18 protein-coding genes and 2 pseudogenes are annotated in these 26,141 nt (G+C 72.6%); 15 read left to right on the forward strand and 5 right to left on the reverse strand.

Annotated features, from left to right (window positions below):
- Window positions 1-2: 2 nt before the first annotated feature.
- Window positions 3-878 carry an ACP S-malonyltransferase gene (locus ACIGJO_RS20240; protein WP_399959850.1) on the reverse strand — a complete coding sequence of 292 codons (876 nt, stop codon included), beginning with the start codon at window positions 876-878 and terminating at the stop codon, window positions 3-5.
- Between the two features lie 397 nt (window positions 879-1,275).
- On the opposite strand from ACIGJO_RS20240, the gene ACIGJO_RS20245 reads away from it, so the two are divergent.
- Window positions 1,276-4,539, forward strand: coding sequence for a BTAD domain-containing putative transcriptional regulator (locus ACIGJO_RS20245; RefSeq protein WP_399959852.1), 3,264 nt, complete (start codon window positions 1,276-1,278; stop codon window positions 4,537-4,539).
- A gap of 160 nt (window positions 4,540-4,699) precedes the next feature.
- On the opposite strand, the gene ACIGJO_RS20250 is transcribed toward ACIGJO_RS20245, so the two are convergent.
- On the reverse strand, window positions 4,700-5,965 hold the full coding sequence (locus tag ACIGJO_RS20250) for a cytochrome P450 (RefSeq protein ID WP_399959854.1): 1,266 nt from the start codon (window positions 5,963-5,965) through the stop codon (window positions 4,700-4,702).
- A 317-nt stretch (window positions 5,966-6,282) separates the two neighbouring features.
- Between ACIGJO_RS20250 and ACIGJO_RS20255 the strand changes: the two genes are divergently transcribed.
- On the forward strand, window positions 6,283-7,083 hold the full coding sequence (locus tag ACIGJO_RS20255; RefSeq protein ID WP_399959856.1) for a hypothetical protein: 801 nt from the start codon (window positions 6,283-6,285) through the stop codon (window positions 7,081-7,083).
- A 245-nt stretch (window positions 7,084-7,328) separates the two neighbouring features.
- On the opposite strand, the gene ACIGJO_RS20260 is transcribed toward ACIGJO_RS20255, so the two are convergent.
- Window positions 7,329-8,756 (reverse strand): phytoene desaturase family protein, encoded by a 1,428-nt coding sequence (locus tag ACIGJO_RS20260; protein ID WP_399959858.1) that lies wholly within the window; start codon window positions 8,754-8,756, stop codon window positions 7,329-7,331.
- A gap of 88 nt (window positions 8,757-8,844) precedes the next feature.
- A pseudogene (locus ACIGJO_RS20265) lies at window positions 8,845-9,876 on the reverse strand (molybdopterin dinucleotide binding domain-containing protein); the annotation flags it as partial.
- A gap of 423 nt (window positions 9,877-10,299) precedes the next feature.
- Between ACIGJO_RS20265 and ACIGJO_RS20270 the strand changes: the two are divergent.
- The 12 genes and pseudogenes from ACIGJO_RS20270 to ACIGJO_RS20325 all read left to right on the forward strand — a co-directional run bounded on the left by ACIGJO_RS20270 (window position 10,300) and on the right by ACIGJO_RS20325 (window position 24,395).
- Window positions 10,300-11,019 carry a cupin domain-containing protein gene (locus ACIGJO_RS20270; RefSeq protein WP_399959860.1) on the forward strand — a complete coding sequence of 240 codons (720 nt, stop codon included), beginning with the start codon at window positions 10,300-10,302 and terminating at the stop codon, window positions 11,017-11,019.
- Window positions 11,016-12,071 (forward strand): hypothetical protein, encoded by a 1,056-nt coding sequence (locus ACIGJO_RS20275; protein WP_399959863.1) that lies wholly within the window; start codon window positions 11,016-11,018, stop codon window positions 12,069-12,071. The genes ACIGJO_RS20270 and ACIGJO_RS20275 overlap by 4 nt, the downstream gene beginning before the upstream one ends.
- Window positions 12,072-12,178: 107 nt before the next feature.
- On the forward strand, window positions 12,179-13,255 hold the full coding sequence (locus ACIGJO_RS20280; protein ID WP_399959865.1) for a hypothetical protein: 1,077 nt from the start codon (window positions 12,179-12,181) through the stop codon (window positions 13,253-13,255).
- Window positions 13,252-14,169 carry a hypothetical protein gene (locus ACIGJO_RS20285; RefSeq protein ID WP_399959867.1) on the forward strand — a complete coding sequence of 306 codons (918 nt, stop codon included), beginning with the start codon at window positions 13,252-13,254 and terminating at the stop codon, window positions 14,167-14,169. The genes ACIGJO_RS20280 and ACIGJO_RS20285 overlap by 4 nt, the downstream gene beginning before the upstream one ends.
- Before the next feature lie 111 nt (window positions 14,170-14,280).
- On the forward strand, window positions 14,281-14,835 hold the full coding sequence (locus tag ACIGJO_RS20290; protein WP_399959869.1) for a hypothetical protein: 555 nt from the start codon (window positions 14,281-14,283) through the stop codon (window positions 14,833-14,835).
- A gap of 145 nt (window positions 14,836-14,980) precedes the next feature.
- The gene (locus ACIGJO_RS20295) at window positions 14,981-16,756 is read left to right on the forward strand and encodes an asparagine synthetase B family protein (protein WP_399959871.1); all 1,776 of its coding nucleotides are present in this window, start codon (window positions 14,981-14,983) and stop codon (window positions 16,754-16,756) included.
- A 35-nt stretch (window positions 16,757-16,791) separates the two neighbouring features.
- The gene (locus tag ACIGJO_RS20300; RefSeq protein ID WP_399959873.1) at window positions 16,792-18,153 is read left to right on the forward strand and encodes an aldehyde dehydrogenase family protein; all 1,362 of its coding nucleotides are present in this window, start codon (window positions 16,792-16,794) and stop codon (window positions 18,151-18,153) included.
- Between the two features lie 227 nt (window positions 18,154-18,380).
- A complete protein-coding gene (locus tag ACIGJO_RS20305) occupies window positions 18,381-19,178 on the forward strand; it encodes an IclR family transcriptional regulator (protein WP_399959875.1) in 798 nt (265 codons plus the stop codon).
- Between the two features lie 198 nt (window positions 19,179-19,376).
- A pseudogene (locus ACIGJO_RS20310) lies at window positions 19,377-21,052 on the forward strand (OPT/YSL family transporter).
- Window positions 21,053-21,146: 94 nt separating this feature from the next.
- Window positions 21,147-22,211, forward strand: a complete 1,065-nt coding sequence (locus ACIGJO_RS20315) for a hypothetical protein (RefSeq protein ID WP_399959878.1) — start codon at window positions 21,147-21,149, stop codon at window positions 22,209-22,211.
- A 107-nt stretch (window positions 22,212-22,318) separates the two neighbouring features.
- The gene (locus tag ACIGJO_RS20320) at window positions 22,319-23,620 is read left to right on the forward strand and encodes an alpha/beta fold hydrolase (protein ID WP_399959880.1); all 1,302 of its coding nucleotides are present in this window, start codon (window positions 22,319-22,321) and stop codon (window positions 23,618-23,620) included.
- A 184-nt stretch (window positions 23,621-23,804) separates the two neighbouring features.
- Window positions 23,805-24,395: a lytic polysaccharide monooxygenase gene (locus ACIGJO_RS20325; protein WP_399959882.1), complete on the forward strand. Its 591-nt coding sequence runs from the start codon at window positions 23,805-23,807 to the stop codon at window positions 24,393-24,395.
- A gap of 91 nt (window positions 24,396-24,486) precedes the next feature.
- Here the strand turns inward: ACIGJO_RS20325 and ACIGJO_RS20330 are convergent, their stop codons facing one another.
- The gene (locus ACIGJO_RS20330) at window positions 24,487-24,975 is read right to left on the reverse strand and encodes an NUDIX domain-containing protein (RefSeq protein WP_399959884.1); all 489 of its coding nucleotides are present in this window, start codon (window positions 24,973-24,975) and stop codon (window positions 24,487-24,489) included.
- 276 nt (window positions 24,976-25,251) lie between these two features.
- Here ACIGJO_RS20330 and ACIGJO_RS20335 point away from each other — a divergent pair, with 276 nt between their 5' ends.
- Window positions 25,252-26,052 carry a 2,3-dihydro-2,3-dihydroxybenzoate dehydrogenase gene (locus ACIGJO_RS20335; protein WP_399959886.1) on the forward strand — a complete coding sequence of 267 codons (801 nt, stop codon included), beginning with the start codon at window positions 25,252-25,254 and terminating at the stop codon, window positions 26,050-26,052.
- Window positions 26,053-26,141 lie beyond the last annotated feature (89 nt).

Consider the following 26,141-nt stretch of genomic DNA (forward strand, 5'->3'; position numbering starts at 1 on the left):
TCTCACACCCTGCTTTTCCTGAGATTGTTCCGGGCACCGGTCTTCGCGAGACTCTTCACCATCCGGAGAAGTGAGTTCCCGCCGATCTCCTCGTACTCCAGCCCGGGGTCGAGAGAAAGGAGGTGACGGACACTGTCGGACCATCGCACCGGTTCGACCAGCTGTCTGCCCAGCATCTGGGCGATCGTGCCCTTCTCGTAGGGCCGTCCGCTCACATTGGAGATCACGGTCGCCCTGGGCTCCGCGAACGTGAATTCTCCGAGAAATTTCTCGAACTCGGTGCGAACGGGTTCCATATGGCGGGAGTGGAAGGCCGCGCCGACCCGCAGCGGGGCGAAGCGGATCCCCCGCGCCTTGAGCGAGGCGTGGGCGGCGCGCAGCGCCCCGTCACTGCCGGCGATCACGACCTGGGCATCGGTGTTGTAGGCCGCCAGGTCCACGTCCTCGACACCGTCCGCACGCAGCATGTCGAGCAGTTGCGGACCCGGGGTGTCCATGACCGCGCTCATCCCGCCGCCCGAGGCCGCGGCCATGAGCTCGCCGCGCTTCCTGACGAGCCGCAGACCTGTCTCGAAGTCGAAGACCCCGGCGGCCAGGAGCGCGTTGTACTCCCCCAGGCTGTGTCCGAGATAGCAGTCGGCAGGCCTCTCCTCACGGCGCTCACGCTCGAATGTATGCAGCGCATTGACGGTGAAGAGGGCCGGCTGCGTGCACTCCGTTCGCGCGAGCACGTCGTCCCGATTGTCGCGGCACCGTGCGACGAGGTCATAGCCCAGGACCTCGCAGGCGTATCTCGCGATGCCTGGATAGCGGCCGAAAACATCTGTACCCATGCCCCGAAACTGCGCCCCTTGCCCAGGGAAGAGAATCGCAAACACGTTGATGCCTCCAGGGTCTGCACCGGTGGTCGGCCAACACCCACTCGGCGATGTCGGTTCGGAACATGCTGCGGCACCGCCCTTGCGGCGTACTGGCTGGAATGCTGATGACCCGGCGCGAACCCTTGTCCGGATCCTTGCCGTCCGATTGCCGTTCGCTTGCCCGCCGCATCGGCATACACGAGAATCGCATTGCCAATTCTGTGATCGTTTATTAGCCATTCATCAGCCACGATTCACGCGGAAGCACATGTCCTGCTCTAAGATCAATTGGCCGGAGAAGTCTCAAGCGTGAGAACGAATGGGGCCGAATATGTCTGTACGCCAGGCTCAGACCGCACTGCCGCCGCCTCCTCCACCCGCCCCCTCCGGACCGGTGCTTCAGGTCCTCGGGCCCATGTCGGCCCAGTGCGGGGGGCACGACCTCCCGCTCGGCCCGCCCCGGCGCCGGGCGCTTCTGGCCCTTCTGCTGATCAGGCTGGGCCGGGTCGTGCCCACCACGGTCCTCATCGAGGAGCTCTGGCGGGACGACCCGCCGCAGCGGGCCGTCGCCACCCTGCAGAGCCATATATCCCACCTGCGCCGGGCGCTGGCCCCCGCGGCGGGCCCCGGCAGGTCGGCGGTACTGCGCCACCGGGCACCCGGATATGTCCTTGAACTGACTCCGGAACAGGTGGATGTCCACCAGTTCGAGCAACTCCTCTCCGCCGGGCGCCGATTCCTCACCCGCCAGGATCACGCCGCCGCCCGGGACCGGCTCACCCGGGCGCTCGCGCTGTGGCGCGGCTCCCCGTACGCGGAGTTCACCGTCCACCAGCCGCTCGCCGACGAGAGCACCCGCCTGGAACAGGTCCGGCTCACCGCCCTGGAGGCCTCCGCCGAGGCCGGACTCGTCCTGGGGAGGACCGCCGAGGTGGTCACCGAGCTGGAACGCGAGGTGCGTCAGCATCCGACGCGGGAGCGCCTGGTGGGCCATCTGATGACCGCGCTGTTCCGGTCGGGCCGCCAGGCGGAGGCGCTGGAGGTGTACGAGTGGACGCGGAACTATCTGGTCGAGGAGTACGGCGTGGACACGACCGCCGAACTCCAGCAGCTCCACACCGCTCTGCTCAGGCAGGAGCTGGGCAGCCACCGGACTCTGCCCCCGGCGGGCGAGCACCCGCAGAACAGGGTCACCGAATTCCCGTTGCCCGAACGGACGGCGATCCCGGCCGGGGCCCCACCGGTGACCGGGGTGTCTCCACCGGTGGGGGAACCCTCCGCGCACACCCTGCAGACGCCGAAGGATTCCGGCCGTACGGCACAGACGCTGTCCCTGGTGCCCGGCCTCACCTTCGGCGAACCGGCACTGCCCCCGCAGCTGACCGGCCGCGAAAGGGAGTTGAGGCGTCTGGTCGCCGCGACGTCCGGCTCGGCGACCGGCCGTGGACATCTGGCCTGTGTGTTCGGATCCTCCGGGCTCGGCAAGACACATCTGGTGATGGAGCTGGTCCAGCGGCTTCAGCACCTGGACGAGAACATCGAAACGATCAGAAGCAGCTGTTTCCGCGGTGAGGGAGTCCCGCCGTACTGGCTGTGGACCCAGGTGCTGCGCCGGCTGGCGGCGGCCCGGCCCGATGAATTCCGGACCGCCGCCGCGCCCTTCGGCTCCTTACTGGCCCCTCTCCTGCCCGGCGGGCAGGGCGCGCCGCCGGGCGGGGGCGGCCGTGATCCGGACAGCTCCCACGACTCCTTCCGGACCCATGACGCGCTCTGCGAAGTCCTGTTCACGCTGGCCGCACAGAGGCCGCTGGTCCTGCTCCTGGAGGACGTGCACTGGGCGGATGCCGCATCGCTGGACCTGCTCCGTCTGCTGAGCACCCGGCGCCAGGGGCATTCCCTCAGCATCGTGCTGACCGGCTGGGACCTGGAGGCCTGGCCCGACGCCTCGCGGTTCCGCGTGATGACCGAGGTGCTCAAGGGTCCCAACACGGACATACTGCGGCTGGCCGGACTGGCCCGGCAGGAAGTCGCCACGCTCGTCGACGCGCACGCCGGGCCGGGTGTCGACGAGCGGGTCATCGACGCGCTGCACCGTCAGAGCACGGGCAGCCCCTACTTCGTCCTCCAGATGCTCTCCCTGCTCAGCGACGCCCGGGACCTGCGTGATCCGCGCGGCACCAACGAACTGCTCGGCCTCATAGTGACGTGCGCGCGCAAGGTCCTGCGCCAGGAGTTCGCCATGCTGCCGGAGCCGGTCCTGCGGTTGCTGCGGCTGTGCGCGGTCGTCGCACCCGATGGCGAACTCGAACCGCTCTGCCGCGCCACCGGCGGCAAATCGGCCGTCGCGGTCGTGGAGTCGGCGATCCGTTACGGCCTGCTCACCGCCGACCGGCAGCACACCGGACGGCTCCGCCTCGCTCCTCCTCAGGCGCAGGAGGTGCTCACCGCCGAGCTGACGGACGAGGAGCGCCACCAGACGCACGCCCGGTACGCCGACGCGCTGTCCTCGCACGTACACGCGCGGAGCACTCCGGAGGAGATCGGCCGCGTCGCCCATCACGCATGGCACGGCAAGGACGCCATGCCGGCGAAGCAGGTGCTCCCCTGGCTGCTGCGCGCCGCCGGGAACGCGGAGTTGCGCCTCGCCTCCGGGGAACGCGAGTTGTGGCTGCGGCGTGCGGTCGGGATGGCCGGCTCGCTGCGCGGGGACACGGAAGCCCGCGACCTGGAGCAGCGCCTCCACCTGGAACTGGGCCGCCTGCTGGGCCAGATCCGCGGGTTCGGCGATGCCGAGGCCGAGGCCGAGATCGCCCGGGGGCACGCCCTTCTCCCGACCCCCCAGACGTCGGACGACCCGGCGGTCCTGTCGATGCTGGGGGCATCGCTCCTCGTCCGCGGGTGCTACGACGAGTCACGGCAGCTGTCGGCCCTGCTCAGGAACATCGCCGAGCGCACCGGCGGCCCGACGGCGCAGCTGGGCGCGTCGTTCGGCGAGAGTGCGGCGCTCTTCGTCCGGGGCCTGCTGCCGGACGCGCTGAAGGAGCTGGAGCAGGGTGTCGGACTGGCCGACCGGCTCGCTCGTGAGGGCAGGCTGCCGGACGGCGTGTACCGCTCCGACCCCCGTGTCTACTTCCGCTCCTACGACGTCTTCGCCCGCTGGCTGCTGCGGGACCGTGCGGCGGCGGCCGAACAGCGCCGGCGCCTGCTGAGGCTGACCCAGCACGACAGCAGGCCCTGGGACCGTACCCAGGCCCTCTATGTCAACGCGGTCGTGGCCGCCTGGGAGGGCGATGTGGAGACGGCGCGTTCCTCGGGCACCGAAGGGGTCCGGCTGGCCGTCGAGCACGGGCTGTACTACTGGAAGGCGATGCTTCATCTGCCGCTGGGCTGGGCCCTCGCGCACGGCGGCCGGCCGGAGGGGATTGCCGGGATGAAGAACTCGCTGGCCGAACTGCGGCTGTCCCGGACCCATATACGTCTGCCCCTCCATCTGGGGCTGCTGGCCCAGGCCCAGCACCGTGCCGGGCAGCGGGAGGACGCGGTGGACACCCTGCGCACGATGGTCGCCGTGGTCGAGCACCGGCGGGAGTACGTGTACTTCCACTCGGCGCTGCCCGCCACGCAACTGCTCCACGAACTCCTGGGCAAGGACACGACCGAGCCGGTGCTGCGGGAGTGAGTGGCGCCCCGGTGCCGCGAGCAAGGCCCGCCCTCACGGGACACACCTCTGCCATATGGAGGCCGAAAGCCTCCGCACCCGCGGGAAGAGGCGCCTGACCAGGTCTTCCACCCGGCAGGCGCCTTTCGCTGCGGGGCGGCCCTCATGCCCCGACCAGGGATCACAGGTACACGGGGAGGGCCTTCAGATGCCAGTTGACGGGGTTGGTGCCACGTTCCAGGTCCTCCGGGTCGGCGGCGAGCCGCAGCCCGGGGAAGCGGCTGAACAGCGCGCTCAGGGCACCGGCGGCCTCTTCCTGCGCGAGGTGCGCTCCGAGGCAGCGATGGGCACCGTGGCCGAATCCGAGGTGGGGTTCGCGGCCGCGGCGGTTGCGGGTGATGTCGAGGCGGTACGGGTCGGTGAACGCGGCGGGGTCCCGGTTGGCCGCGGACACGATCGGCAGGACCGCGTCACCGGCGCGCACCGGGGTGCTGCCGAGGGTGGTGTCGCAGGTGGCGTAGCGGGGCAGTGCGCGCACGACGGGACCGCAGTAGCGCATGAGCTCGTCGACGGCGTGCGGCATGAGGGGGAGGTCCCGTCGCAGCAGGGCGAGTTGGGCGGGATGGCTGAGAAGCGCTTCGACGCCGTTGCTGATGAGGTTGACGGTGGTGATGTGCCCGGCGACGACGAGGTTGACGATGAGCGAGACCAGTTCGTCGATGCTCAGCCGGTCGTTTTGGTGGGGGCTGAGCAGGTCGGAGATGAGGTCGTCCCCGGGGTGCGCGGCGTGGCTCGCGATGAGCGTGTGGGCGTCGTCGACCATGCCGGCGAGCGCGTCGCCCAGTTCCTCGCCGCAGATGCCGGCGGTCAGGGTGGTGCTGCGGGCACGCCAGCGGTCCCGGTCGGCCTCGGGGACGGCGATGAGTTCGCAGATGACGGTGATGGGCAGCGGCCGGGCGAAGTGCTCGACGAGGTCGACGACACCGTCCTCGGCCCGCTCCGGCAGGCGGTCCAGCAGCTGGGCGGCGATGGTGTCGATCCTGGGGCGCAGGGAGGCCACGCGCCGGGGGGAGAAGGCGGCGGTGACCAGGCCGCGCAGACGGCGGTGGTCGGCGCCGTCCGCGTCGAAGATCCCGGCGCGCAGATATCTCTCGTTGTCCGCGTGCATACCGCGGGCCTGCCAGGTCTGTTCGGTGCGGTGCGCCACCGGTGCGCCGGGGACGGCCGCGGCGTCGATCGTGAAGCGGGGGTCGCTCATGAGCGTACGGATGTCGTCGTAACGGGTGGCCACCCACATCGGGTCGACACCGCGCACGCACCCGCGCACCATCGGCCCGCGTTCGCCGATGCGCGCGTAGGTGGTGAACGGATCCCGCACCAGTTCCTGACCGGCCAGGTCGAGGGGTGCGTCTTCGAGGTCGCCGGATTCGGGTTCGTGCACAGCCATGCCAGGGATCTCCCAACGGTCGGGCATTCTGTTGCGGCATCATCCCGCCGGCACCGGACCCCGCGGCCCCCCGAAGGGGCGAATCCACCTGGATGAGCGCATTCGACGCAGACAGGGGCATCGCCGGTTCTCCCGGGGCGCCGTGCACGCGGAGCGGGAGACGGGTCGCATGCCCCGCCGAGGGCGCCCGACGGTACATTGGTCCGGAATTCGATGGAGTGAGCGGCACCGGCCGGGGGGCGGGGAACAGTGAGCGGTTCGCGCGGGAGGCTTCCTTCGGCACTACGGGGCCGTCCGGCCTCCGGAGGCCGGACGCCATGACCGTTCTCCGCCACTCGGTGACCGTCACGGCCGTGGAATCCGGCCGGTTCCGCGAAGTCGTCGAGCTGTTGGTCGACTTCGCGGAATCCACTCGGGCGCGCGGCGGCGAGATCCGCCTGGCGGACGGACAGCCGGTGCCGGATGTCCGGCTGGTCAAGGGGCGCCATCTGCGTCCCGGCGCGCGGTACGAGTACACGGATGCCGGAACCTCGGACCGGATGGCCGTGATCGTGCGCGAATGGCGGCCCCGCCGGTCGATCGCGGTGGAACAGGTGCTGGTCTCGGAGGAACTGACGGCACGGGTGACCCTGCGGCTGAGCAGCCCCGACCACCTGCGGCTCGTGGAGGCCACCGCACGGGTACGGGGCCCCGAGGGCTCGGGGGCGCTGCACCGGGGTACGGGCAGGGCACGGTTCGATCCGGACGCGTGGTGGGCCGCGGCCGGTCTCGAACCCGGGGCCCCGCCTGTGGCACGGGCACCGGCGACCGCGCGTCTGAAGCACCGGCTGGGAGAGGCCCGGCTGCATCTGCGGCCCCGTCGGGCGGACGGCGGCCGGTGGCAGGTGGATGTCGCGGCCACCGTGCGCGGGCGGTGGCTGTTGCGGCCGGTCGCCGCTCTCGCCCTGATGGTGGCCGGGCGCCCCTTGCGACGGAGCTTCCGCTCGGCGGTGGACCGGGCGGCCGAGGGGTGGAACCGGGCACTGGACGAGCTGCTGGCGTTCGACCCCGACGAACTCCGGGCCGAGCTGGCCCGGCAGGCCACGGAGCGGACCCCGGAGGAGCCGGATTCGCCGTGATCCGCCCGGGAGGCCCGGGGCCGGCCGGCAGCTCCGAGCGGTCTCCGCGACCAGGCCGGCCTCGAATGGTCCGGCCTCGGACGGTCCGGCCCCGGGAGGCCCGGCCCCGACGCTGCGCCCGCCCGTACGCCGCACACCTGTCGGCGGGGCACTGCGCTCGCCCGGGGTCCGGGACGGCCGCCCCGCGGCCGGCCGCCCGCGGCCTGTACGGGCCGGAACCGTGGTGGCGTACCTGAGCGGCGCGGTCACTCACCCGGACGGATACCGAGGTGGCGCAGCGCCGACGCCGCCGCGCCCGCGCCGCACATGCCGTGGGCTCCCGGACCGGGCGGGGTGGCGGCCGAGCAGAGGTAGACCCCGTCCAGGCCGGTGGCGTACGGGTCGAGTGCCGGGCGGGCGCCCAGGAGGAGTTGGGGCACCGTCCTTGCTCCGGTGAGGATGTCGCCGCCGGCGAAGTTGGGGTTGGCCGCGGCGAAGCCGGCCGGCCGGGTGACCTGGAGGCCCAGGACGCGTTCGCGGACGCCGGGGGCGAAGCGTTCGAGCTGCCGCAGTACCGCCTCGGTCGCGTCCGCGTCGTAGCCGTGCGGGACATGGGCGTACGTCCAGACGGGGTGGACGTTCCCGGCGGACCGCGAGGGGTCGGCGAGGTACTGCTGGCCGACCAGGACGAAGGGGCGCGTGGGCATCCGTCCGGCCGCCACCTCCTTCTCCGTGTGCGCGACCTCGGCGAGCGGGCCGCCGAGGTGCACGGTGCCGGCCCGTCGCGCGTCCTCGTGGGTCCAGGGCACGCCTCCCTCGACGGCCAGATCGACCTTGTACACGCCGGGGCCCCGCCGGAAGCGCCGGTAGGCGTCCCGTACCCGCACCGGCAGCCGGTCCGCGTAGACGGCGGCTACCTGCCCGGGGTCGAGGTCGAGGAGGGTCACGTCGGCGGGTGGGATCTGCCGGGCGTCGGTGATGCGCACGCCGGTGTGGACCGTGCCGCCGTATTCCCGCAGTGCCCGCTCCATGGCGCGGGCGATGGCCTGCGAGCCGCCTTCGGCGACGGCCCAGCCGGAGGCATGGCCGGCGGTGAGGATGCCGAGTCCGATGGCCGAGCCGAACGGGGCGGACAGCGGGCGGAAGGCGTGCGCCGCCACCCCTGCCCACAGGGCCCGTGCCCTCGGAGTGCGGAACAGGCGTGCCAGGACCGCGGCGGGCAGCGTGGTCGGCAGGCCGAAGCGCGCGAGCAGCAGCGGGTGCGACGGGATGCGCGACAGGGGGCCCATCACGTCCTGGGCGAGCGCGTCCCAGTGCTGTACCGACGGTCCGATCAGCGCCCGGTAGCGCCGTCCGTCGGCTCCGAGTCCGTCCGCCGTCTCCGCGACGGAGCGCCGCAGCACTCCGGCCGTGCCGTCGTCGAGAGGGTGTACGCAGTCGATCTCGGGCAGCCGCCAGCGCAGTCCGTGGCGCTCCAGACCGAGCGAACGCAGCGCCGGTGAGGTGACGGCCATGGGGTGGGTGGCCGAGCAGTGGTCGTGCAGCAGTCCGGGCAGGACCGCCTCGTGGCTGCGGGTGCCGCCGCCGGTCTCGTCGGCGGCTTCCAGGAGCGTGACGCGCAGGCCCGCGCGTGCGAGAAGGGCCGCGGCGGTGAGCCCGTTGGGCCCGCCGCCGACGACGACCGCGGACGTCATGACCCCGGGTGCTGGGCAGGCTTCGTGGATCTCATGTCCCCCATTCTGAGGGGTGGGTGGAGATCCGGTCCCCTGGACGGCTCCCCGCTCACGCCGCGGGCGCGATGGTGACCTTGACGTGCTTCATGAGCGGCTGGTCGCTCTGGGTGCTGTAGTCGCACAGCCCCACCAGGACGTTCATCTCGGGCATGTATCCGGCCGCGCAGCCGCGGGGGATGTCGTAGGGCACGGCCAGATGGCCCGCGAGGGAGCGGCGGCTCCCGTCCTTGGCGGTACTGGTGATGTCGACGGGCTGGAACGTCGAGATCCCGCGTTCGCGCATGTCGTCCCGGTTCATGAAGACCAGGGTGCGCAGGTTCTTGATGCCCCGGTAGCGGTCGTCGGCGGAGTAGATGGTGGTGTTCCACTGGTCGTGGGAGCGCATCGTGCCCAGGGCCAGCGTCCCCGGCGCCGGGACCACGTCGGGCAGGACGGCGGTTGAGAACTCGGCGCGGCCGGAGTGGGTGCGGAAGACCAGTTCGCGGGCGGGCTGCTTGATACGGAAGCCGAGCGGCAGCCGTACGCGGCGGTTGAAGTCCTCGAAACCGTCGAGGACCTGGGCCATCGTGTCGCGGATACGGTCGTAGTCCTCGATGTACCACTCCCAGGGCGTGGCACTGCCGGGCAGGGCGGCACGGGCCATGCCGGCGATGATCGCCGGCTCGGACAGCAGGTGCGGTGAGGCGGGGCGCCTCATGCCGGCGGACAGGTGCACCATGCTCATCGAGTCCTCGACGGAAGTGCTCTGGACACCCTTGAGCTGATGGTCCTTCTCCGTGCGGCCCAGGCACGGCAGGATGAGGGCGCGACGGCCGTGGACGAGATGGCTGCGGTTCAGTTTGGTGCTCACCTGGACCGTGAGTTCGCAGGTGCGCAGCGCCTCGTGGGTGTACGCGGTGTCGGGGGCGGCGAGGGCGAAGTTGCCGCCCATGCCGACGAAGACCTTCACCTCTCCCTCGTGCATCGCCCGGATCGTGGAGACGGTGTCCAGGCCGGGCTCACGCGGCGGCCGGACGGCGCAGGCCGCGGCGAGCCGGTCCAGGAACTCGCCGGAGGGGCGGTGGTCGATGCCGCATGATCGCCCGCGGTCCGTCGGCGAGGACGCCCTCGCGCAGCATGAACCGGGTCACGCTCCTGGCCGCGCCCCATCCGGCGGCCGGGTGGTGATAGGGCCGGGATACCGGATCCCCCTGGGGTTCGTGCCCCACGCGGGACTCCGTCCCGCCCTCTTCGTCCTGGGAGGCGCTCACGATCTCACCTTTCGGCCGTGCGGCACGGTCGGAGAAACAGCACTCCGGTCCAGGCTAAGGGCGGGACAGCTCGCGGGCGCGCCGGTCATCCCGCGCCGGCCGGCCCGGTGACCTGCCGCGCCTCCCGCTCCCCGCCCTCCCCACCGTTTCCCCGCGCTTCACCGGGCAGTCACCGCAAAGGCTCTCCCCGTGGTGAACCGGCGCCATACGATGCGCTTGCGCAGCGAGAATCGGGACCACGAGGGGGAGCCGCGATGTCCGGACGGCCGAAGGACGGCATATCCGACGTCATGCCGCGCGGAGCGTGGCACACCCTCCCCGGCGGCGTGGAGCTGTACCACCTGCGGCCGGACGGAAGCATCGAGCTGGCGGACCGCGACGGCGCGCGTGAGCTCGGACCCGGGCGGGAGTTCCTCCGCTTCATCGACGACGGGCAGTTCGCCCGCTATCTGGTGGGCGACGCGGCGACCTCGCCGGAGCGCCCCTCGAACGCCACCGTCAAGCTCGGCGTCGTGGGGCCGCGCAGCGCCTTCACCCCGCACGCCCATGGCGGCGAGCACTTCGTCCTCAGCCTCGGCCACGCGTCCTGCGGCCTCCACGACCGGGACCGCGGCCTGGTCACCGAGGTCCCGCTGACTCCCGGGACGCTGATACGGATCCCGGAGATGATGCCGCACTCCTTCGCGAACAGGGGCACCGATCCGCTGACCATCCTCGCGGCCAACACCGGCTACGGGATCGACCACGAGGACTACGCGATCACCGCCGGGGAGGCCGAGCGCCGCGCCGAGGGCGGCACCCCTGCGTCCGGCCGGACGGCCACCGCCACCACCACCGACCACCGCGCACTCGCCGCCGCCCTGCGCGACATCGAGCGGTTCCAGCAGGACCGCGGCATCGCCGCCACCACCGTCCGTGAACGTCTGGCCGCACGACTGCGCAGGATGGCGACCGCTCTGGAGGTCCGCCGGTGATCTGTCCGCACTGCGCGAAGAACCTGCTCCGCAAGGAGCGCCCCAGGAACACCTGCTCCCACTGCAAGCGCGCGTACGCGCTCGACCCCAAGACCAACTCCCTGCACCTGAGCGATCTGCGGGTGCGCAGGGTCCTCGCCAAGCTGACGCGGGACGGCAGCATCGCGGTGACGCCGGACCAGTTGTGGTACGCGCTCTCGCGCAAACGCCTCAAGGAGGGCACGTACGCGCGGGGGTGCGCGGGCACTTCGCTCTTCGTCGGCCTGGTGTCCGGTGTCCTCGCCCTCGCCGTCGAAGCCGTGTTCTTCTCGGTCCTCTGCGGCGTCCTGCTGCTCGTCTCCACGGGCATCGCCTACGCGCGGGCCTCCGGTGCGGGCCGGGGAATCCCCGTCATGAGCCGTGCGGCGTTCCGCTCGGAGGCGCTCGTACGCTGGCAGTGTGTGTACGGCGCTCTGCCGCCGGGGGTGCTCGACGACACCCGGCCCCTTCCCTCCCCGGCCGGAACGCGGCCGCTCCCCGGCACCCCGCCCCGGGCCGTACTCCTGTGCCCCGACCGCTCGGTCCTGGCGTTCCTCGCCGCCGACGGGCTGCCCGGCCGGTACGGGGTCGCGCTCGCCGAGGACCTCCGCACGGTCCACGCCCTGCCCACCCGGGGCCCGGTGATCGTGCTCCATGACGCCGACGCGCACGGGGAGCTCCTCGCCCGGCGTGTCCGCGAGAGTCTGGACCGGCGCACGGTGATCGACGCCGGGCTGCCGCTGCGTTCCGTCCGCGGTCTCGACCGGGCGGTGCCCTACCGCGAACGGGGCGGCAGGCCCGACCCGGCGACGATGGCGCGGCTCGCCGAGCTCGGCGGACACAGTGCGCAGGATCTGGAGTGGCTGGGCAAGGGCTGGCGGTTCCCGCTCATCGGGATGCCCCCGGCCCGGCTGCTGGCCGCCGTCGCACGGGTCTTCGAACAGCTCACCCGCGACGCCGGTCCGGAACAGCGTCGCGCCGCGTCCGTGGGCTTCATGACCTGGCCGGGCCCGGAAGGGCCGGGTGGGCCGTGATCTGCCCGCGGTGCGCCGCCTCGATCACGCGCAAGGAGCGCGCGGGCCGTGTGTGCCCGCGTTGCCGGAAGCGCTTCGCGCTCGACCCCGCGGTACACGGTCGGGGCATGAACGACGTCCGGATACGGAACATCGCCGAGCGCGCCACCGATCACGGCCGCCTGAAGGTCACCCTCACCCAGCTCTGGTATCTGTCGCGTACCCACAACTACGCCTGGGGCGCGCGGGAGCCGGAGGGCGTGCCGGCGGGGCTCCGCTGGCTGGTGGCGCTGCCGGTGGCCGCCGCGCTCCTGGTGTGCGCGGTTCTGGCGGGCGGTGACCTCGCGTTCTTCGCCGGGGTCGCGGCCTTCCTGGTCCTCGTCGCCGCGTCGCTCCTGCGCCATCGCCCCGGTCAGCTGCCGCGCTCCCAGGTGATCCCGTCCGAGGAGACGTTCCGCGTGCTGATGACGGGCGCCTGGTCAGCGGCGTACGGCAGCCTGCCGAAGGGCGTCTTCGACGACGCGCACCCGCTGCCCCGGCCGGGTGGCACGGGTGGTGCCCGTACGGCGGCGCCGGTGGCCCGGCCCACGTCCCTGATCCTGTGCACCGACCCGGTGGTGGCGCTCTTCCTCACGGCGAACGGCCTACCGGGCCGGCTGGGAGCCGTTCTCCTGCGCCCCACCGTCCCGGAGGGAACCACGGGGCACGCCGCCGTGGTGACCGATGCCCTCGCCCAGCTCGCCGGGTACCGGACCGCGCTGCCGCTGGTGGTCCTGCACGACGCCGATCCGTCCGGAGTCCTGCTGGTACCGCTGCTGCGTGCCGCGCAGCCCGGCCGCGTCGTGGTGGACGCGGGGCTTCCCGTCCCGGCGGCACGGGGCAGGGCGGGTGTCGTACGGCTCGCCCGGCCCTGCCGGTCCGCCGACGAGGAACAGCTCCGCACGGTCGCGGGTCTGTCCGGGGCGGACGCCGCATGGCTCATCGAAGGATTCTGGAGCCCGGTCGCCGCCGTGCCGCCGCGCCTTCTCGAATCGGTCGTCGTACGCGCGGTGGAACGGGCCCTGGCCACCACGCCCCCCAGCAGCCGGAGCGCGGACACCAGCGGTTTCCTCAGCTGGCCCCCGGTGCCGCGGCCCGCTCGGGAGCGGGGCACCGGCCGGCCCGGCAGCGGCACCACCAAGAAGGAAAGGCCCAGCTCCGCATGACCCCGCGACACCCCCAGGACCCCGCAGACGCGGCCTGCGCGGCCCCGGCCCCCCGCACGGGCCACCGGCCCGGACTCCGTCTCCTCGATCTCGCCATCACCAAGGCCGCCGCCCGCGCCGCGGGCCCCGGCGGCATCAGGTTCACGGAACGGCAGCTCTACTACGAGACATGCCGTGTCCTGAGCCCGGCCTCGGCCCTGCTCACCCGGGTCCCGCGTACGACGTCCCCTCCCCTGCGGCTGCCGACGTTCACCCGCGCCCTGGAGGCGCGCGGCAGACAGACCGTCGCCGGCCTGCTCCCGCCGGTCCCGGCAGCGCCGACGGCACTCCCCCGGCCCCCGGCCGCGCCGGGTTCCGGTGAACCCGATCTCTACGCCTACGGGTTGCCCCGCGTTCTGGTCTGCCAGGACCTCTCGATCGCCCGGATGCTGCTGGCCAACCATGTGCATCTGGAGGCGGCGTGCCTGGTGCTCGCGGCGGCCGACGCCCTGCCGCTCGCCCCGCGCCTGCGCACGGCTCTGGAGCGGGCCGAGGGCGCGACGGTCCATGTGCTGCACGACGCGAGCCCGCAGGGCATCGGCCTTCCGGCACGGATCAGGGCCGCGCTCGGTCCCGTCCCCGGCGTCCGGATCTCCTCCATCGGACTCGTACCCCGGCACGCGGCCGCCCTGCGGCTGCCCACCGGGCGCGGCCCGGCGCCGGCCGCCCCGCGCGGAGCCTGGCCACCGGCGCTGCGGCCCCAGGAGGCCGGGTGGCTGGCGCGGGGACACTTCGCGCAGGTCGCGGCCGTGCCGGCGCCCCGCCTGGTGCGTACGGTGCTGCGCCTCACGCGGGGAGCGCGACCGCCCCGGAATTCCCTGTGGAGCGACCTGCGGGGGCTGCGTACCACGGGCTTCCTGACCTGGCCCACCTGATGAACGGCCTCATCGGCCGCCACGCCTCCCGCCCGTGACCCGCGGGCGCCCCGTTCCGGCGAGCCCCGAACCCCCCGGCCACGACGGCCCCACAGACCCGAGGAACACACGATGATCCGGCCTCAGGAGATCGGCTACTCCGACGAACTGCTCGCCGACGGCAGCGTCCACCGGCGCTACGAGGACGGGCGCGAGGAGTGGCGCCACCGCGAGCGCTCCCACCGTCATCTCGTGCGCTGGCACGACAACCGGAACGCCTCCGGTACCGACGAACTGCTCGGCGACCGCGTCATCAAGCGCACCTTCGCCGACGGGACGGTGACCTACGCCCGGGACATCGGGTACGGCCGCACCCTATGGGGGCGCGGTGAGTCGGTGATGGTCAACCGGACGTCGTTCAGCGGCAGGACGGGCGCCATGCTCGCGGGCCTGGGCGTGGCGGGGCTCGCCATCACCGCCGCCCAGCTTCCGCCGCTGAGCATGAGCCCGGAGGAGGAGGAAGCACTCCGCCAGCAGCAGGCACAGAGCCAGTCCTCGTCCTCGGGGGACTCCGGCGGGGACGCGGGCGGAGGCGGGAGCGGCGATTCCGGTGACGGCGGGTCCGACGACTGGGACGCGGGGTGGAACGACGGCGAGGACGTCTGGAGCGACGACGACTTCGGCTGAGCCCCGCCACGTCACGGCACCGGAGCCGGAGCCGGAGCCGGCGGCGACAGCGGAGGCCGCAGGACAACGGGCAGCGGGCAGCGGGCAGCGGGCAGCGGGCAGCGGCACGGAACAGGAACTGGAACACCGAGGAAAGGAGCCGTCCATGACACGTCTGTGTGTCAGCCTGGCCCCGACGACCGGGCAGGCCCGGACGCACACCGAGGCGATGGGCGCGGCAGCGGACGGCCGGGACCCCGTGGACGTACCGGGCGCCGATCTCGGGCTGATAGCGGGCGAACCCGGCCGTGCGGAGGGCCCGTTCACCGCGTACGGTCTGACGGCGGCCGGCGAGGTCACCCTCCACAACCGCCCGGACCTCCTGGCCGCGCTGCACGCGGAGGGGGCTCCCGTACCCGCCCGGTGCTCCGACGGCGAACTCCTGCTGCGCTGCTGGGCGCGGCTCGGCGAGACGGGCCTGGCGCTCGCCGAGGGCATGTTCGTCCTGGCCGTGCTGGACGGAACGGATCTGATCGTGATCCGCGACCAGGTGGGCGCGAGGACGGTCTTCTACGCCCGCGCCGAGGGTGCCTGGGCGGCCTCCACCTCGCTCCGGGCGCTGCGCCGATGGCCCGCGCTCGGTACGTCGATGAATCTGTCCGCGGTCCGTTCGTTCCTCACGTTCGCCTATCTGCCGGGCGAGGAGACGCTCCTGACCGGTGTCCGGGAGGTCCTGCCCGGCCGGGTGCTGCGGCTGGGCCGGGACGGCACGGCCGTCGAGACGGTGTACTGGGAACCCCGCGAGGAACTCGCGGAGCCTGCGCCGCGGGATCCGGCGGCGCATGTCCTGGCGCTGCGGACGCTCCTGGAGCGGGCGACGGCCGACCGGCTCCCGCGGGCCGAGCCGGCGGCGGTCCTCCTCTCCGGCGGGATCGACAGCTCCCTCGTGACCGCGCTGGCGGCGAAGCTCCACAGCCGTCCGGTGCATACGTATTCCATCAGCTTCGGCGACGAACTCCCCAACGAACTGGGCTACTCGGGCCTGGTCGCCGCCCACTGCCGCACCCGCCACCGGGTGCTGAACGTGTCCGGGGACACGGTCGCCTCACGGCTCGCGGAGGCGGCCGCGCTCCTGGACAGCCCGGTGGGCGATCCCCTGACGGTCCCGAACCTGCTGCTCGCGGAGGCCGTGGCGGCGGACGGCGCCTCGGTGGTGCTCAACGGCGAGGGCGGCGACCCCGTGTTCGGCGGTCCGAAGAACCTCCCGATGCTGGTGCAGGAGATGCACCGCGAACCCGGGGCCCCCTGGGACGAGGACCGGGCGACGGCCTATCTGCGCTCGTACCGCAAGTGCTGGACGGACCTCCCGGTGCTGCTGACCCCGGGGACACTGGACGCGTTGCGCGACGCCCCGGCCCCCCAGCGGTTCGTCGAGCCGTATCTGTCCCCGGGGGCGGACGGCCCGCACCGGATGGGTCATCTGCTCAACCAGCTCCTGCACTGCAATCTGCGGACCAAGGGCGCGCACCACATCCTGACCAAGGTGGAGCGTCTGACGGCCTCCCAGGGCATCGAGGGCCGGGCGCCGCTGTTCGACCGCCGGGTCGTCGACCACGCCTTCGCGACGCCGCCGACGTACAAGCTCCGCGGCTCGACGGAGAAGTGGATCCTCAAGGAGGCCGTCCGCGACCTCCTCCCGGACACCGTCGTGGACCGCCCGAAGAGCGGGATGCGGGTGCCGGTGCAGCAGTGGCTGACGGGGCCGCTGCGCGAGCTGGGAAACGATCTGCTGCTGAGCCGGCAGTCGGCCCGCCGCGGACTGTTCCGCCCCGACACGATCCGTACGTGGATGAAGGGCGAGGGCACACTCCTGCCTCGTCAGGGCGGCAAGCTGTGGCTGGTGCTGACGCTGGAACTTTGGCTGCGGTCGTACGAGTTGTGAAGGACGAGCGACAGGAAGCGACGAGCGGAGCAGCGATGAACACCCGACTCACCGACCCTCGCACGGGACACCCGCGCGGCACGGCCCCCCTCTCGCGCGGGCCCGAGGTGGCCGCGGCCGTGGCGACGGCCCGCACGGCGCTCGGCGCGTGGAGCGCCCTGACACCCCGGGACCGGGCGCGGCGCCTGGAGCGGCTGGCGGCGCTGATCGAGGACGGGGCGGCGCGGTACGCGGCGCTGGAGCGGGCCGGGACGGGCAAGCCGGAGTCGGAGAGCGCGGGCGAGGTCGAACAGGTGGCGGATCTGTTCCGCTTCTACGCGACGGCGGCGCGGACCCGGACGGCCCCCGCGGCGGGGCGGCTGGTGGCCGGGCACGAGAGCTGGGTGCGCTGGGAGCCGATGGGCGTGGTCGGGGTGATCGTCCCGTGGAACTATCCGCTGATGATGGCCGCCTGGCGCTGCGCCCCGGCACTCGCCGCGGGCAACACGGTGGTGGTGAAGCCCGCGGAGAGCACCCCCGACTCGCTGCGGCTGCTGGCGGAACATGCCGCGCGGGCTCTGGGCGAGGGCGTGGTGCAGTGTCTTCCGGGTGACCGGCACACCGGCCGGCTGCTGGTCGAATCCCCGGTGGACATGGTCGCGTTCACGGGCAGCGGCCGGGCGGGCCTGGAGGTGGCGGCACGGGCGGGGACGCGCCGGACCAGCCTGGAGCTGGGCGGCAACGCTCCGGCCGTCGTGCTCCCGGACGCCCCGGCGGACACCTACGCCTCGCTCGCGGCGGCGGCCACGTACAACGCGGGGCAGAGCTGTGCCGCCCCGGCCCGGGTGATCACGCTGACGGAGAACTACGAGCCGACAGTGGCCCGGCTGTCGGAGGCGATGGGCGCCCGGCTGGCGGGCCGCGACTTCGGCCCGCTGAACAACCCGGACCAGGTGGCGCGGTACGACGCCCTCGTCGCCTCGTCGTCCGCGAAACGTCGATCGGCGGCGGCGCTCGCCGTGCCGCCGGGCGAGGAGCGGGGCCACTGGCGTCCGGCCCTCGTGCTGGCCGATCTCCCGGACGACGACCCGGCGGTCACCGAGGAGGTCTTCGGCCCGCTCCTCACGGTCCAGCACGCGGACACGGTGGAAGCGGCTCTGGGTCTGGCCAACAGCGTCCCGCAGGCCCTGGCCGCCAGTGTGTGGACGGACCGTCTCGGTGCGGGGCTCGATCTCGCCGCACGCCTCGACGCGGGCGAGGCATGGCTCAACTGTCATCTGGTGCAGACGGCGGAGCTTCCGCACGGCGGGCGCGGCGCGTCCGGCCACGGCACGGACCTGAGCGCGCTGGCGCTCCAGGAGTACCAGCGGCCCAAGACGGTGACGGTACGGCTGACGCCCGGCGTGCACGAGGGCTGAGGCCCGGCACCGTCGCCGTACCGCCCCCGCCCGGCACCGGACCGCACCGTTCCGGCTGCCGGGCCGCCGCCGTGCCACCGGCTCCGACCTGCCCGTTCACCGAGCGAAGGCGAATTCCCGGCAAACCCTTGACACCCGTGGACCGTGCACGCATCCTTTCGCCAGAAATCGCAACGTCGTTGCGATTTCCGCACCGGTACGGATGACGTGAATCAGGAGGTCGGCCCATGGCGGAGCACGGCACGGACACCGCCCCGGCCGCGGCCGGACCCCAGGCCCCCGGAGTCCTCCAGACCGTGGACCGGGCCCTGCTCGTCCTGCTCACCTTCACCGAGCAGCGGCCCGAGTGGGGCGTCAGCGAGCTGGCCCGTCACCACGGCTGGGACAAGGCCGTCGTCCAGCGGCTGCTCACCACCCTGACCGCGCGCGCCTTCCTCGTCTGCGACGACCGCACCCGGCGCTACCGCCCGGGGCCCGCGCTCTCCCGGCTGGCGAGGGTGAGCGAGCACAGCGGGGTACTCTCCTCGCTGGCCCGGCCGGTGCTCGCGCGGCTGCTCCGCGAGACCGGCGAGAGCATCGTCCTCAATGTCCCGCACGGCGGCAGCTACCGCTGCGAAGCCGCTGTCGACGGTACCGGACCGGTGCGCTACACGGCGATCATCGGCGCTGTCATGCCCGGCCACGCCGGGGCCTCCGGACACACCATCTTCGCGTACCACCCCGAGCGCGAGATCCGGCAGATGTTCGGCGCGACCGGGCTGACCCGCTTCAACGACCGCACCATCACCGACCTGGACGCCCTGCTCCGGTGCTACGCACGGGTCCGCGCCGACGGGTACAGCATCAGCCGCGGCGAGTACGACGAGGCCGTGACCGCGGTCTCCGCACCCGTCTTCCAGGGCGACGGCGTGCCCGCCTCCCTGACGGTCATCGGCCCCTCCCACCGGGTGGACCGGTCCGCCGACACACTCGTGAAGCTGGTACGCGCCGGAGCGGCGGAGATCACCGCCGCCCTCGGCGGCTGAACCGGCACATACCCGCGCAAATCCTTCCACCGCCCCGACACCCCACGCGGCACCGCATCACCACACCGTCACCGCTCCACCGCTCCACGCGCGGCCTCCCCGCGCCGACGGTGCGCCCGGCCCTGCCCGCGCGCACCCACCGGCGGGACCGACCCGCCCCGAACTCTCTCCTGCCACGCTCACCGAAGGGGGTGCCCCATGGCGCACCATGTCTCCGCCCCGCACCCTGTCCCACCGGACCCCGGCACCGACGACACCCGGTCGCACCCGCGCGTCCTGGAACCCGTCATGCTGGTGATCCTGGTGGTGCTCGCAGCCGTCGGCGCCGTCATCGGCATCGACCTGGTCTCCAAGCTCGGCATCTCGGCCAACACCTCCGTGGTCGGCGCCCTCGTCGCCATGCTGATCGGCCGCATCCCGCTGGGCTTCCTGCGCCGGATGCGCTCCGTGCACCGGCAGAACCTCGCCCAGAGCGCCATCTCCGCCGCCACCTTCGCCTCCGCGAACGCGCTGCTGACCTCGGTGGCCGTCCCGTACGTCTTCGGGCGCACCGACCTGGTCTGGCCGATGCTCGCGGGAGCCTTCATCGGTCTGGTCGTGGACGCCTGGGTGCTCTACCGCGCCTTCGGCTCCCGGCTGCTGCCGGCCGACGCGGCCTGGCCGCCGGGCACGGCCGCCGCCGAGACCATCAAGGCCGGCGACCGGGGCGGCCGACGCGCCCTCATCCTTGCCGGTGGCACCGCGGCCGGCCTGGCCGGAACCCTTCTCAGCCTGCCGCTCTCCGCAGCCGGCGTCCCTTCCTGGGCAATGTCTGGGCACTGATGATGTTCGGTATCGGCCTGATGCTGCGCCAGTACAGTCCCGATGTCTTCCACACTGATCTGGGCGCCGGGTTCATTCCGCACGGTGTCATGGTCGGCGCCGGGATCGTGGCTCTGGGCCAGGCCGTCGTTCTGCTGATCGGCCGTCGCGAGCGCAAACGGAAGTCCGGCGCCGAGAGAGCACGGAGCGCTCCGGTCCCGGCCCAGGACGCCTCACACGACCCGACCGTCGCGTACACCGTGGACGAGCGCGCCCTGCGGCTCTCCCTCATCCGCGGCTACGCGCTGTTCACCGCGGGTGCGGTGGTCCTGGCCGTACTCGGTGGGCTGATCGGCGAGATGAGCCCGCTCGGCATCGTCGGCTGGGTGCTGTTCGCCGCGTTCGCCGCCCTGGTGCACGAGCTGATCGTCGGCCTCGCCGCGATGCAGTCCGGCTGGTTCCCGTCCTTCGCCGTCACCCTGATCTTCCTCATTCTCGGGCTGGCGATCGGCATCCCGTCCGTGCCGCTCGCCCTCCTGGTGGGTTACGTCTCCGCGACCGGACCGGCCTTCGCCGACATGGGGTACGACCTCAAGGCGGGCTGGCTGCTGCGCCGCGAGCACCGCCCCTGGGACCCGTACGAGCGCGAAGGACGCCGTCAGCAGTTCCTGGCCGCGCTCATCGGATTCGGCGTGGCGCTGGCCGTCGTCGCCCTCGCCTGGCGCTCCTACTTCGGACAGGGCCTCATCCCGCCGGTCGCCAAGGTGTACGCCGACACCATCAGGAGCGGGCTCAGCGACCCGGACGCGGTGCGCACCATGCTGCTCTGGGCCATCCCCGGCGCGGCCATCCAGCTGCTGGGCGGCACGCGCCGGCAGATGGGCGTGATGCTCGCCACCGGCCTTCTCATCCTCACTCCGCAGGCCTGCTGGCTGGTCCTCGGCGCCCTCGTGGTCCGGGTCGGCTACCGCAGGCTGCGCGGTCCCGCCGCCGACGAGGAACTGAACCTGGTCGGCGCCGGACTGATCGCGGGCAGTTCGCTCGGCGACTCGGCCCAGATCCTCAAGGCCTGACGGCCGCCCGCCCGGCCTCCGCCCCGGACAGCCGCCCCCTTCACCGCACCACCGGGTCGCACCAGTACGACCCGCACGGCAAGGAGATCCCTCCATGGACATGTACAGCAGGCTCGAACCGCGCCCCGAGTACCTCAGCTTCGAACTCGCCCTGGCCGCCCGCAAGCTCGTCGAGGAGGTCATGCTCGTCAAGCGCGGCGAGCATGTCGTCCTCACCGGCGACACCAGCAGCGACCGCCGGGTGATCGAGGCCACCGCACAGGCCGTCGCCGCCGCCGGGGCACACCCCGTCGTCGTCTGGTACGAAACGCTGCCCGGCGCCTCCATGGAGCCGCCCCGGCCCGTGGCCGGTGCCATCGCCGACGCCGATGTGTGGATCGAGTTCGCCGTCTCGTACCTGATGCACTCCGACGCCTTCCGCACCGCCATGGCGGCGGGCTGCCGCTACACCAACCTCACCGCGATGGACGTCCAGATGCTGGTCGCCACCGTGGGGCGCCCCGACTTCCAGGGCGTCATCCGCCTCGGCAAGGCCCTCGTGGCGCTGCTGGAGGCGGCGGACGAGGTCCGCATCACCTCCGTCAACGGCACCGACCTGGTGGGCCGCAACGGCGACCGGCCGATCAACCTGCGGGGCAAGCCCGCGGAGAAGCCCGGCGAGACGGTCATGCTCTCCGGCCAGATCTCCTGGAACCCGCTGGAGGAGACCCAGGACGGCGTCCTCGTCTTCGACGGGGCCCTGTGGCCGCCGGACGAGATCGGTCTGCTGCGCTCCCCGGTCCGCTGCACCGTGGAGAAGGGCGTCGTCACCAGGATCGAGGGCGGCGCCGACGCGGACACCTTCCGCCGCTGGATGGAGTCCTTCGACGACCCGAACATGTTCCGCGTCGCGCACTGGTCGCTCGGCTTCAACCCGGGCGTGCTCGCGCCGACCGGCCGCATCGTCGAGGACGAGCGTGTCTTCGGCTGCGTCGAGCTCGGCATCGGCACCAAGGGCGCCTGGATCGGCGGCGAACCGTGGGTGGCCGCCGCGCACACCGACGGCAGTGTCCTGGGCCCGTCCATCTACCTGGACGGCGTCGCCATCGAGGAGAACGGGCGCTATGTGCACCCGGAGCTGGTCGGGATCTGCCGCGAGCTGGGAGTGGCCGGGTACTGAGGGCCCGGCGAGGTCCCGCCGTACGCCCCGGCGTCCGGGTCCGCACCCCGCGGTGCGGGCCCGGACGCCGTCCGTGAAACCGTTCCCCCGTCGCGAAAGGAGCGCCCATGTCCGCCCCCGCCCCCCTCCCCTACCGTCACAGCGGTCTCGTCTGCACCGACCACACCCTTGACGTGCCGCTCGACCACCGGTCCCCCGCCGGACCCGCCATCAGCCTGTTCGCCCGCGAGGTCGTCGCCGCCGGCCGCGAGCACGAGAACCTGCCCCGTCTGCTGTGGCTGCAGGGCGGCCCCGGCGGCCGCGCCGAGCGCCCCAACGCGGCGGGGGCCTGGCTTCGCCGCGCCCTCGCCGACTACCGCGTGGTGCTTCTGGACCAGCGCGGGACCGGCCGCTCCACACCTGCCGACCGCATCTCGCTCGCCCGGTTCGGCACCGACTCCGCCGCGTCCGCCGGGTATCTCGCGCACTTCCGCGCCGACTCGATCGTCCGCGACGCCGAACTGCTGCGCCGTCATCTCCAGGGCGACGCGCCGTGGAGCGTCCTGGGCCAGAGCTTCGGAGGCTTCTCCACGCTCACCTATCTGAGCCTCGCGCCCGAGGGGCTCACCCAGGCGTACATCACCGGAGGCCTGCCGACGCTGACCGGACACGCCGATGACGTGTACCGGGCGGCCTACGCCCGCACGCTCGGCCACAACGAGCGCTACTTCGCCCGCTACCCCGGCGACCAGCGCCTCGCCGACGCCGTCGCCGCACATCTGCGGGCACACGATGTCCGTATGCCGGCCGGCGAGCGCCTCACCGTCCGCCGGTTCCAGACCCTCGGCATCACGTTCGGCACCTCGGCCCGGTTCGACTCGCTCCACTATCTGCTGGAGACCGCGTTCACCGAGGGCGCCCACGGCCCGGAGCTCAGCGACACCTTCCTGCGCGGGGTGGACGCCGCGGTCTCCTTCGCCGAACGCCCCCTGTACGCCGCGCTCCACGAACCGATCTACGCGCAGGGCGGCCGCGCCACCGCGTGGTCCGCCCACCGTGTGCGGGAGGAGTTCCCCGCCTTCGACGCCGGTGCGGACACCCCCGTCCGGTTCACCGGCGAGATGGTCTACCCCTGGCTGTTCGAGGAGGACCCCGCGCTCGTCCCGCTGCGCGGCGCCGCGGAGGCCCTCGCCGCGCGCACCGACTGGCCGGCCCTCTACGACGTGGACCGGCTCGCCGCCAACGAGGTGCCCGTGGTCGCGGCCGTCTACCACGCCGACATGTACGTCGACCGCGCCCAGTCCCTCGTCACCGCCGACGCGGTCCGCGGTCTGCGGACCTGGGTGACCGACGCCCACGCGCACGACGGGGTGCGGGCCGACGCCGCCGTGCTGGACCGGCTGATCGCCATGGCGCGTCACGAGGCCTGAGCGTCCGCCCGCACCCGCGGGCCGCGCCGGGGCCGGGCCGCCGGCCGGGGAACCGGCGGCCCATTCTTGGTATGGACACGACCAAATGTCGTGGCTAGTCTCGGAGTTGGTCTAGACCTAGTGAGGTGGAGCGCGCCCGCCCCACTCGTCCGCAGCGCCCCCCCCACTCCCCCAGGAGCGAAGCATGCGCCGAAGGATCACCTCATCACTGCTCGGGCTCGGCATCGCCGGAGCCTCTCTCCTCGCCACCACCGGCAGCGCCCAGAGCCACGGCTACACCGACTCCCCCATCAGCCGTCAGCAGCTCTGCGGCAACGGCACCGTGCGCAACTGCGGCCAGATCCAGTGGGAGCCGCCGAGCGTCGAGGGCCCCAAGGGTTTCCCCGCCCGCGGCCCGGTCGACGGCACCCTCTGCGCCGGCGGCAACGGCCGGTTCTCGGAACTCGACGACCCGCGCGCCGGAGCCTGGCCCGCGACACAGATCAGCAGCGGACAGAACCACACCTTCCGCTGGCGGATCACGGCACGCCACGCGACAACCGACTTCCGCTACTACATCACCAAGGACGGATACGACCCCACCAAGCGCCTCACCCGGGCCGACCTGGACCCGCAGCCGTTCCTGACCGTTCCCTTCGGAGGCCGCCAGCCGGGCTCCACGGTGACCCACGACGGTGTTCTGCCGCAGAAGTCGGGCAGGCACCTGATTCTCGGCGTCTGGACCATCGCCGACACCGGTAACGCCTTCTACGCCTGCTCGGACGTGAAGTTCTGAGCCGGACCGGCTCCCGCACGCACAACCGCCCGGGGCGGGCGGTCCCCCAGCACGGGACCGTCCGCCCCGGAACCTACGGCCACCCCCGCCCTCAGCCCTCCAGGTAGACGGCCCGCCCGTCCGCGCGGGCCGCGTCGACCGCCACGAGACGGTCGAAGCCCTCGGAGGCCATGTCGGGCTTCCACTCCTCAAGGGTGCGCACGAGCAGTTCGGTGTGCTCGTCGGGGTCGAGCACCACGGCGGCGATCTGCTCGTCGCTCAGGACGCCGCCGTCGAAGATGAAACCGATGTGGTTCGCGGGCCACGCCTCACCCCGGTGCCCGATGAAATGGGTGCCCAGCAGCCGGGGTTCGCCGGTGAAGTCCATGCCGGTCTCCTCGCGGCACTCGCGCAGCGCGCACTGCCACGGAGTCTCGCCCGGGTCGATGTTGCCGCCGGGCCACTGCCAGACCTCACGGTCGTACACGGACCGCAGCTGGACCGGACGGCCGGCGGTGTCGGTGAAGTAGAGGCAGGCGTAGCCGGTGGACTGGGCAATGGTCTTGACGTACTCATGCGGCGGAAGCCAGGCGTGGGTCATCTCGGTCCGTCCCGTCGAGCTGTGCGGCAGGCAGTGGCAGCGGATCATTATGCCGAGACAGACCCCTGCGGTACGGCGGCCGTTGCCCCTTCATCACCCCCCGCGCGTCTGTGCGGCCACCCCCCGCGCCCGCGGCCCCTCCACGGACACACCCGCGAAGGGCGACACACACATGAGGCGAGGCCGACCCAAGTTTTCTTGCGACCAACAAGAGTGTGCGACTGGGCAGCCAATTCGCATTAGGTTAGGCTTACCTAATGATAGGGGAGGTTGCTCATGCCTGATCACATACCGGGGCACATTCCGTACGGTCATGGTGAGTTCGAGGGCCGCACGGTGCTGGTGACCGGTGCGGGACAGGGCATCGGTGCCGCCGTGACCGAGGCGTTCGCCGGGCTCGGAGCACGGGTCGCCGCCACCGACCTCGGCGCATCCGGCATCGACCGGCTCGCCGGCACACACCCGTCGGTGACCGCGTACGCCATGGACGTCACGGACCGGCACTCGGTCGACGACATCGTGGCGAAGGCCGAGAGCGACCTCGGCCCGCTCGATGTCCTGGTGAACGTCGCCGGAATACTCCGTACCTCTCCCGCGGCCCAACTGTCCGACCAGGACTGGGCGGACACCTTCGCCGTGAACACGACCGGCGTCTTCCACACGTCCCGCGCCGTCGCGGCCCGGATGACGCGGCGCGGTTCGGGCTGCATCGTCACCGTCGGATCCAACGCCGCCGGAATCCCCCGCACCGGTATGGCCGCCTACGCCGCGTCCAAGGCCGCCGCCGCGATGTTCACCAAGTGCCTCGGGCTCGAAGTCGCCCGCGACGGCATCCGCTGCAACGTCGTCGCGCCCGGATCCACCGACACCGCCATGCAGCGCGGTCTGTGGAGCGACGAACACGCGCACCGGCGGGTCATCGACGGCGACCCGGCCACGTACCGCACCGGGATCCCGCTGGGCCGCATCGCCGAGCCGCACGACATCGCGGACGCCGTGCTCTTCCTCGCGTCGGACCGGGCCCGCCACATCACGCTGCAGGAGCTCTGCGTCGACGGCGGCGCCACGCTCCGCTGAGCCGAGCAGCTCCGCACTCCCCCACGCGATCCGCGCTTCCCCGCACCGCTTTCACCTGCCTGCTTCCCCTACCTTCCCGTTCCGGGAAC

This window comes from Streptomyces sp. NPDC079020 (assembly GCF_044542225.1).
Classification (GTDB): Bacteria; Actinomycetota; Actinomycetes; order Streptomycetales; family Streptomycetaceae; genus Streptomyces.

Excerpts from the sequence above, each read along its gene's own strand:
- ACIGJO_RS20245 (WP_399959852.1), top strand. The coding sequence starts at position 1,276 with ATGTCGGCCCAGTGCGGGGGGCACGACCTCCCGCTCGGCCCGCCCCGG.
- ACIGJO_RS20250 (WP_399959854.1), bottom strand. The coding sequence starts at position 5,965 with ATGGCTGTGCACGAACCCGAATCCGGCGACCTCGAAGACGCACCCCTC.
- ACIGJO_RS20255 (WP_399959856.1), top strand. The coding sequence starts at position 6,283 with ATGACCGTTCTCCGCCACTCGGTGACCGTCACGGCCGTGGAATCCGGC.
- ACIGJO_RS20260 (WP_399959858.1), bottom strand. The coding sequence starts at position 8,756 with ATGACGTCCGCGGTCGTCGTCGGCGGCGGGCCCAACGGGCTCACCGCC.
- ACIGJO_RS20270 (WP_399959860.1), top strand. The coding sequence starts at position 10,300 with ATGTCCGGACGGCCGAAGGACGGCATATCCGACGTCATGCCGCGCGGA.
- ACIGJO_RS20280 (WP_399959865.1), top strand. The coding sequence starts at position 12,179 with ATGAACGACGTCCGGATACGGAACATCGCCGAGCGCGCCACCGATCAC.
- ACIGJO_RS20285 (WP_399959867.1), top strand. The coding sequence starts at position 13,252 with ATGACCCCGCGACACCCCCAGGACCCCGCAGACGCGGCCTGCGCGGCC.
- ACIGJO_RS20290 (WP_399959869.1), top strand. The coding sequence starts at position 14,281 with ATGATCCGGCCTCAGGAGATCGGCTACTCCGACGAACTGCTCGCCGAC.
- ACIGJO_RS20295 (WP_399959871.1), top strand. The coding sequence starts at position 14,981 with ATGACACGTCTGTGTGTCAGCCTGGCCCCGACGACCGGGCAGGCCCGG.
- ACIGJO_RS20300 (WP_399959873.1), top strand. The coding sequence starts at position 16,792 with ATGAACACCCGACTCACCGACCCTCGCACGGGACACCCGCGCGGCACG.
- ACIGJO_RS20305 (WP_399959875.1), top strand. The coding sequence starts at position 18,381 with ATGGCGGAGCACGGCACGGACACCGCCCCGGCCGCGGCCGGACCCCAG.
- ACIGJO_RS20315 (WP_399959878.1), top strand. The coding sequence starts at position 21,147 with ATGGACATGTACAGCAGGCTCGAACCGCGCCCCGAGTACCTCAGCTTC.
- ACIGJO_RS20320 (WP_399959880.1), top strand. The coding sequence starts at position 22,319 with ATGTCCGCCCCCGCCCCCCTCCCCTACCGTCACAGCGGTCTCGTCTGC.
- ACIGJO_RS20325 (WP_399959882.1), top strand. The coding sequence starts at position 23,805 with ATGCGCCGAAGGATCACCTCATCACTGCTCGGGCTCGGCATCGCCGGA.
- ACIGJO_RS20330 (WP_399959884.1), bottom strand. The coding sequence starts at position 24,975 with ATGACCCACGCCTGGCTTCCGCCGCATGAGTACGTCAAGACCATTGCC.
- ACIGJO_RS20335 (WP_399959886.1), top strand. The coding sequence starts at position 25,252 with ATGCCTGATCACATACCGGGGCACATTCCGTACGGTCATGGTGAGTTC.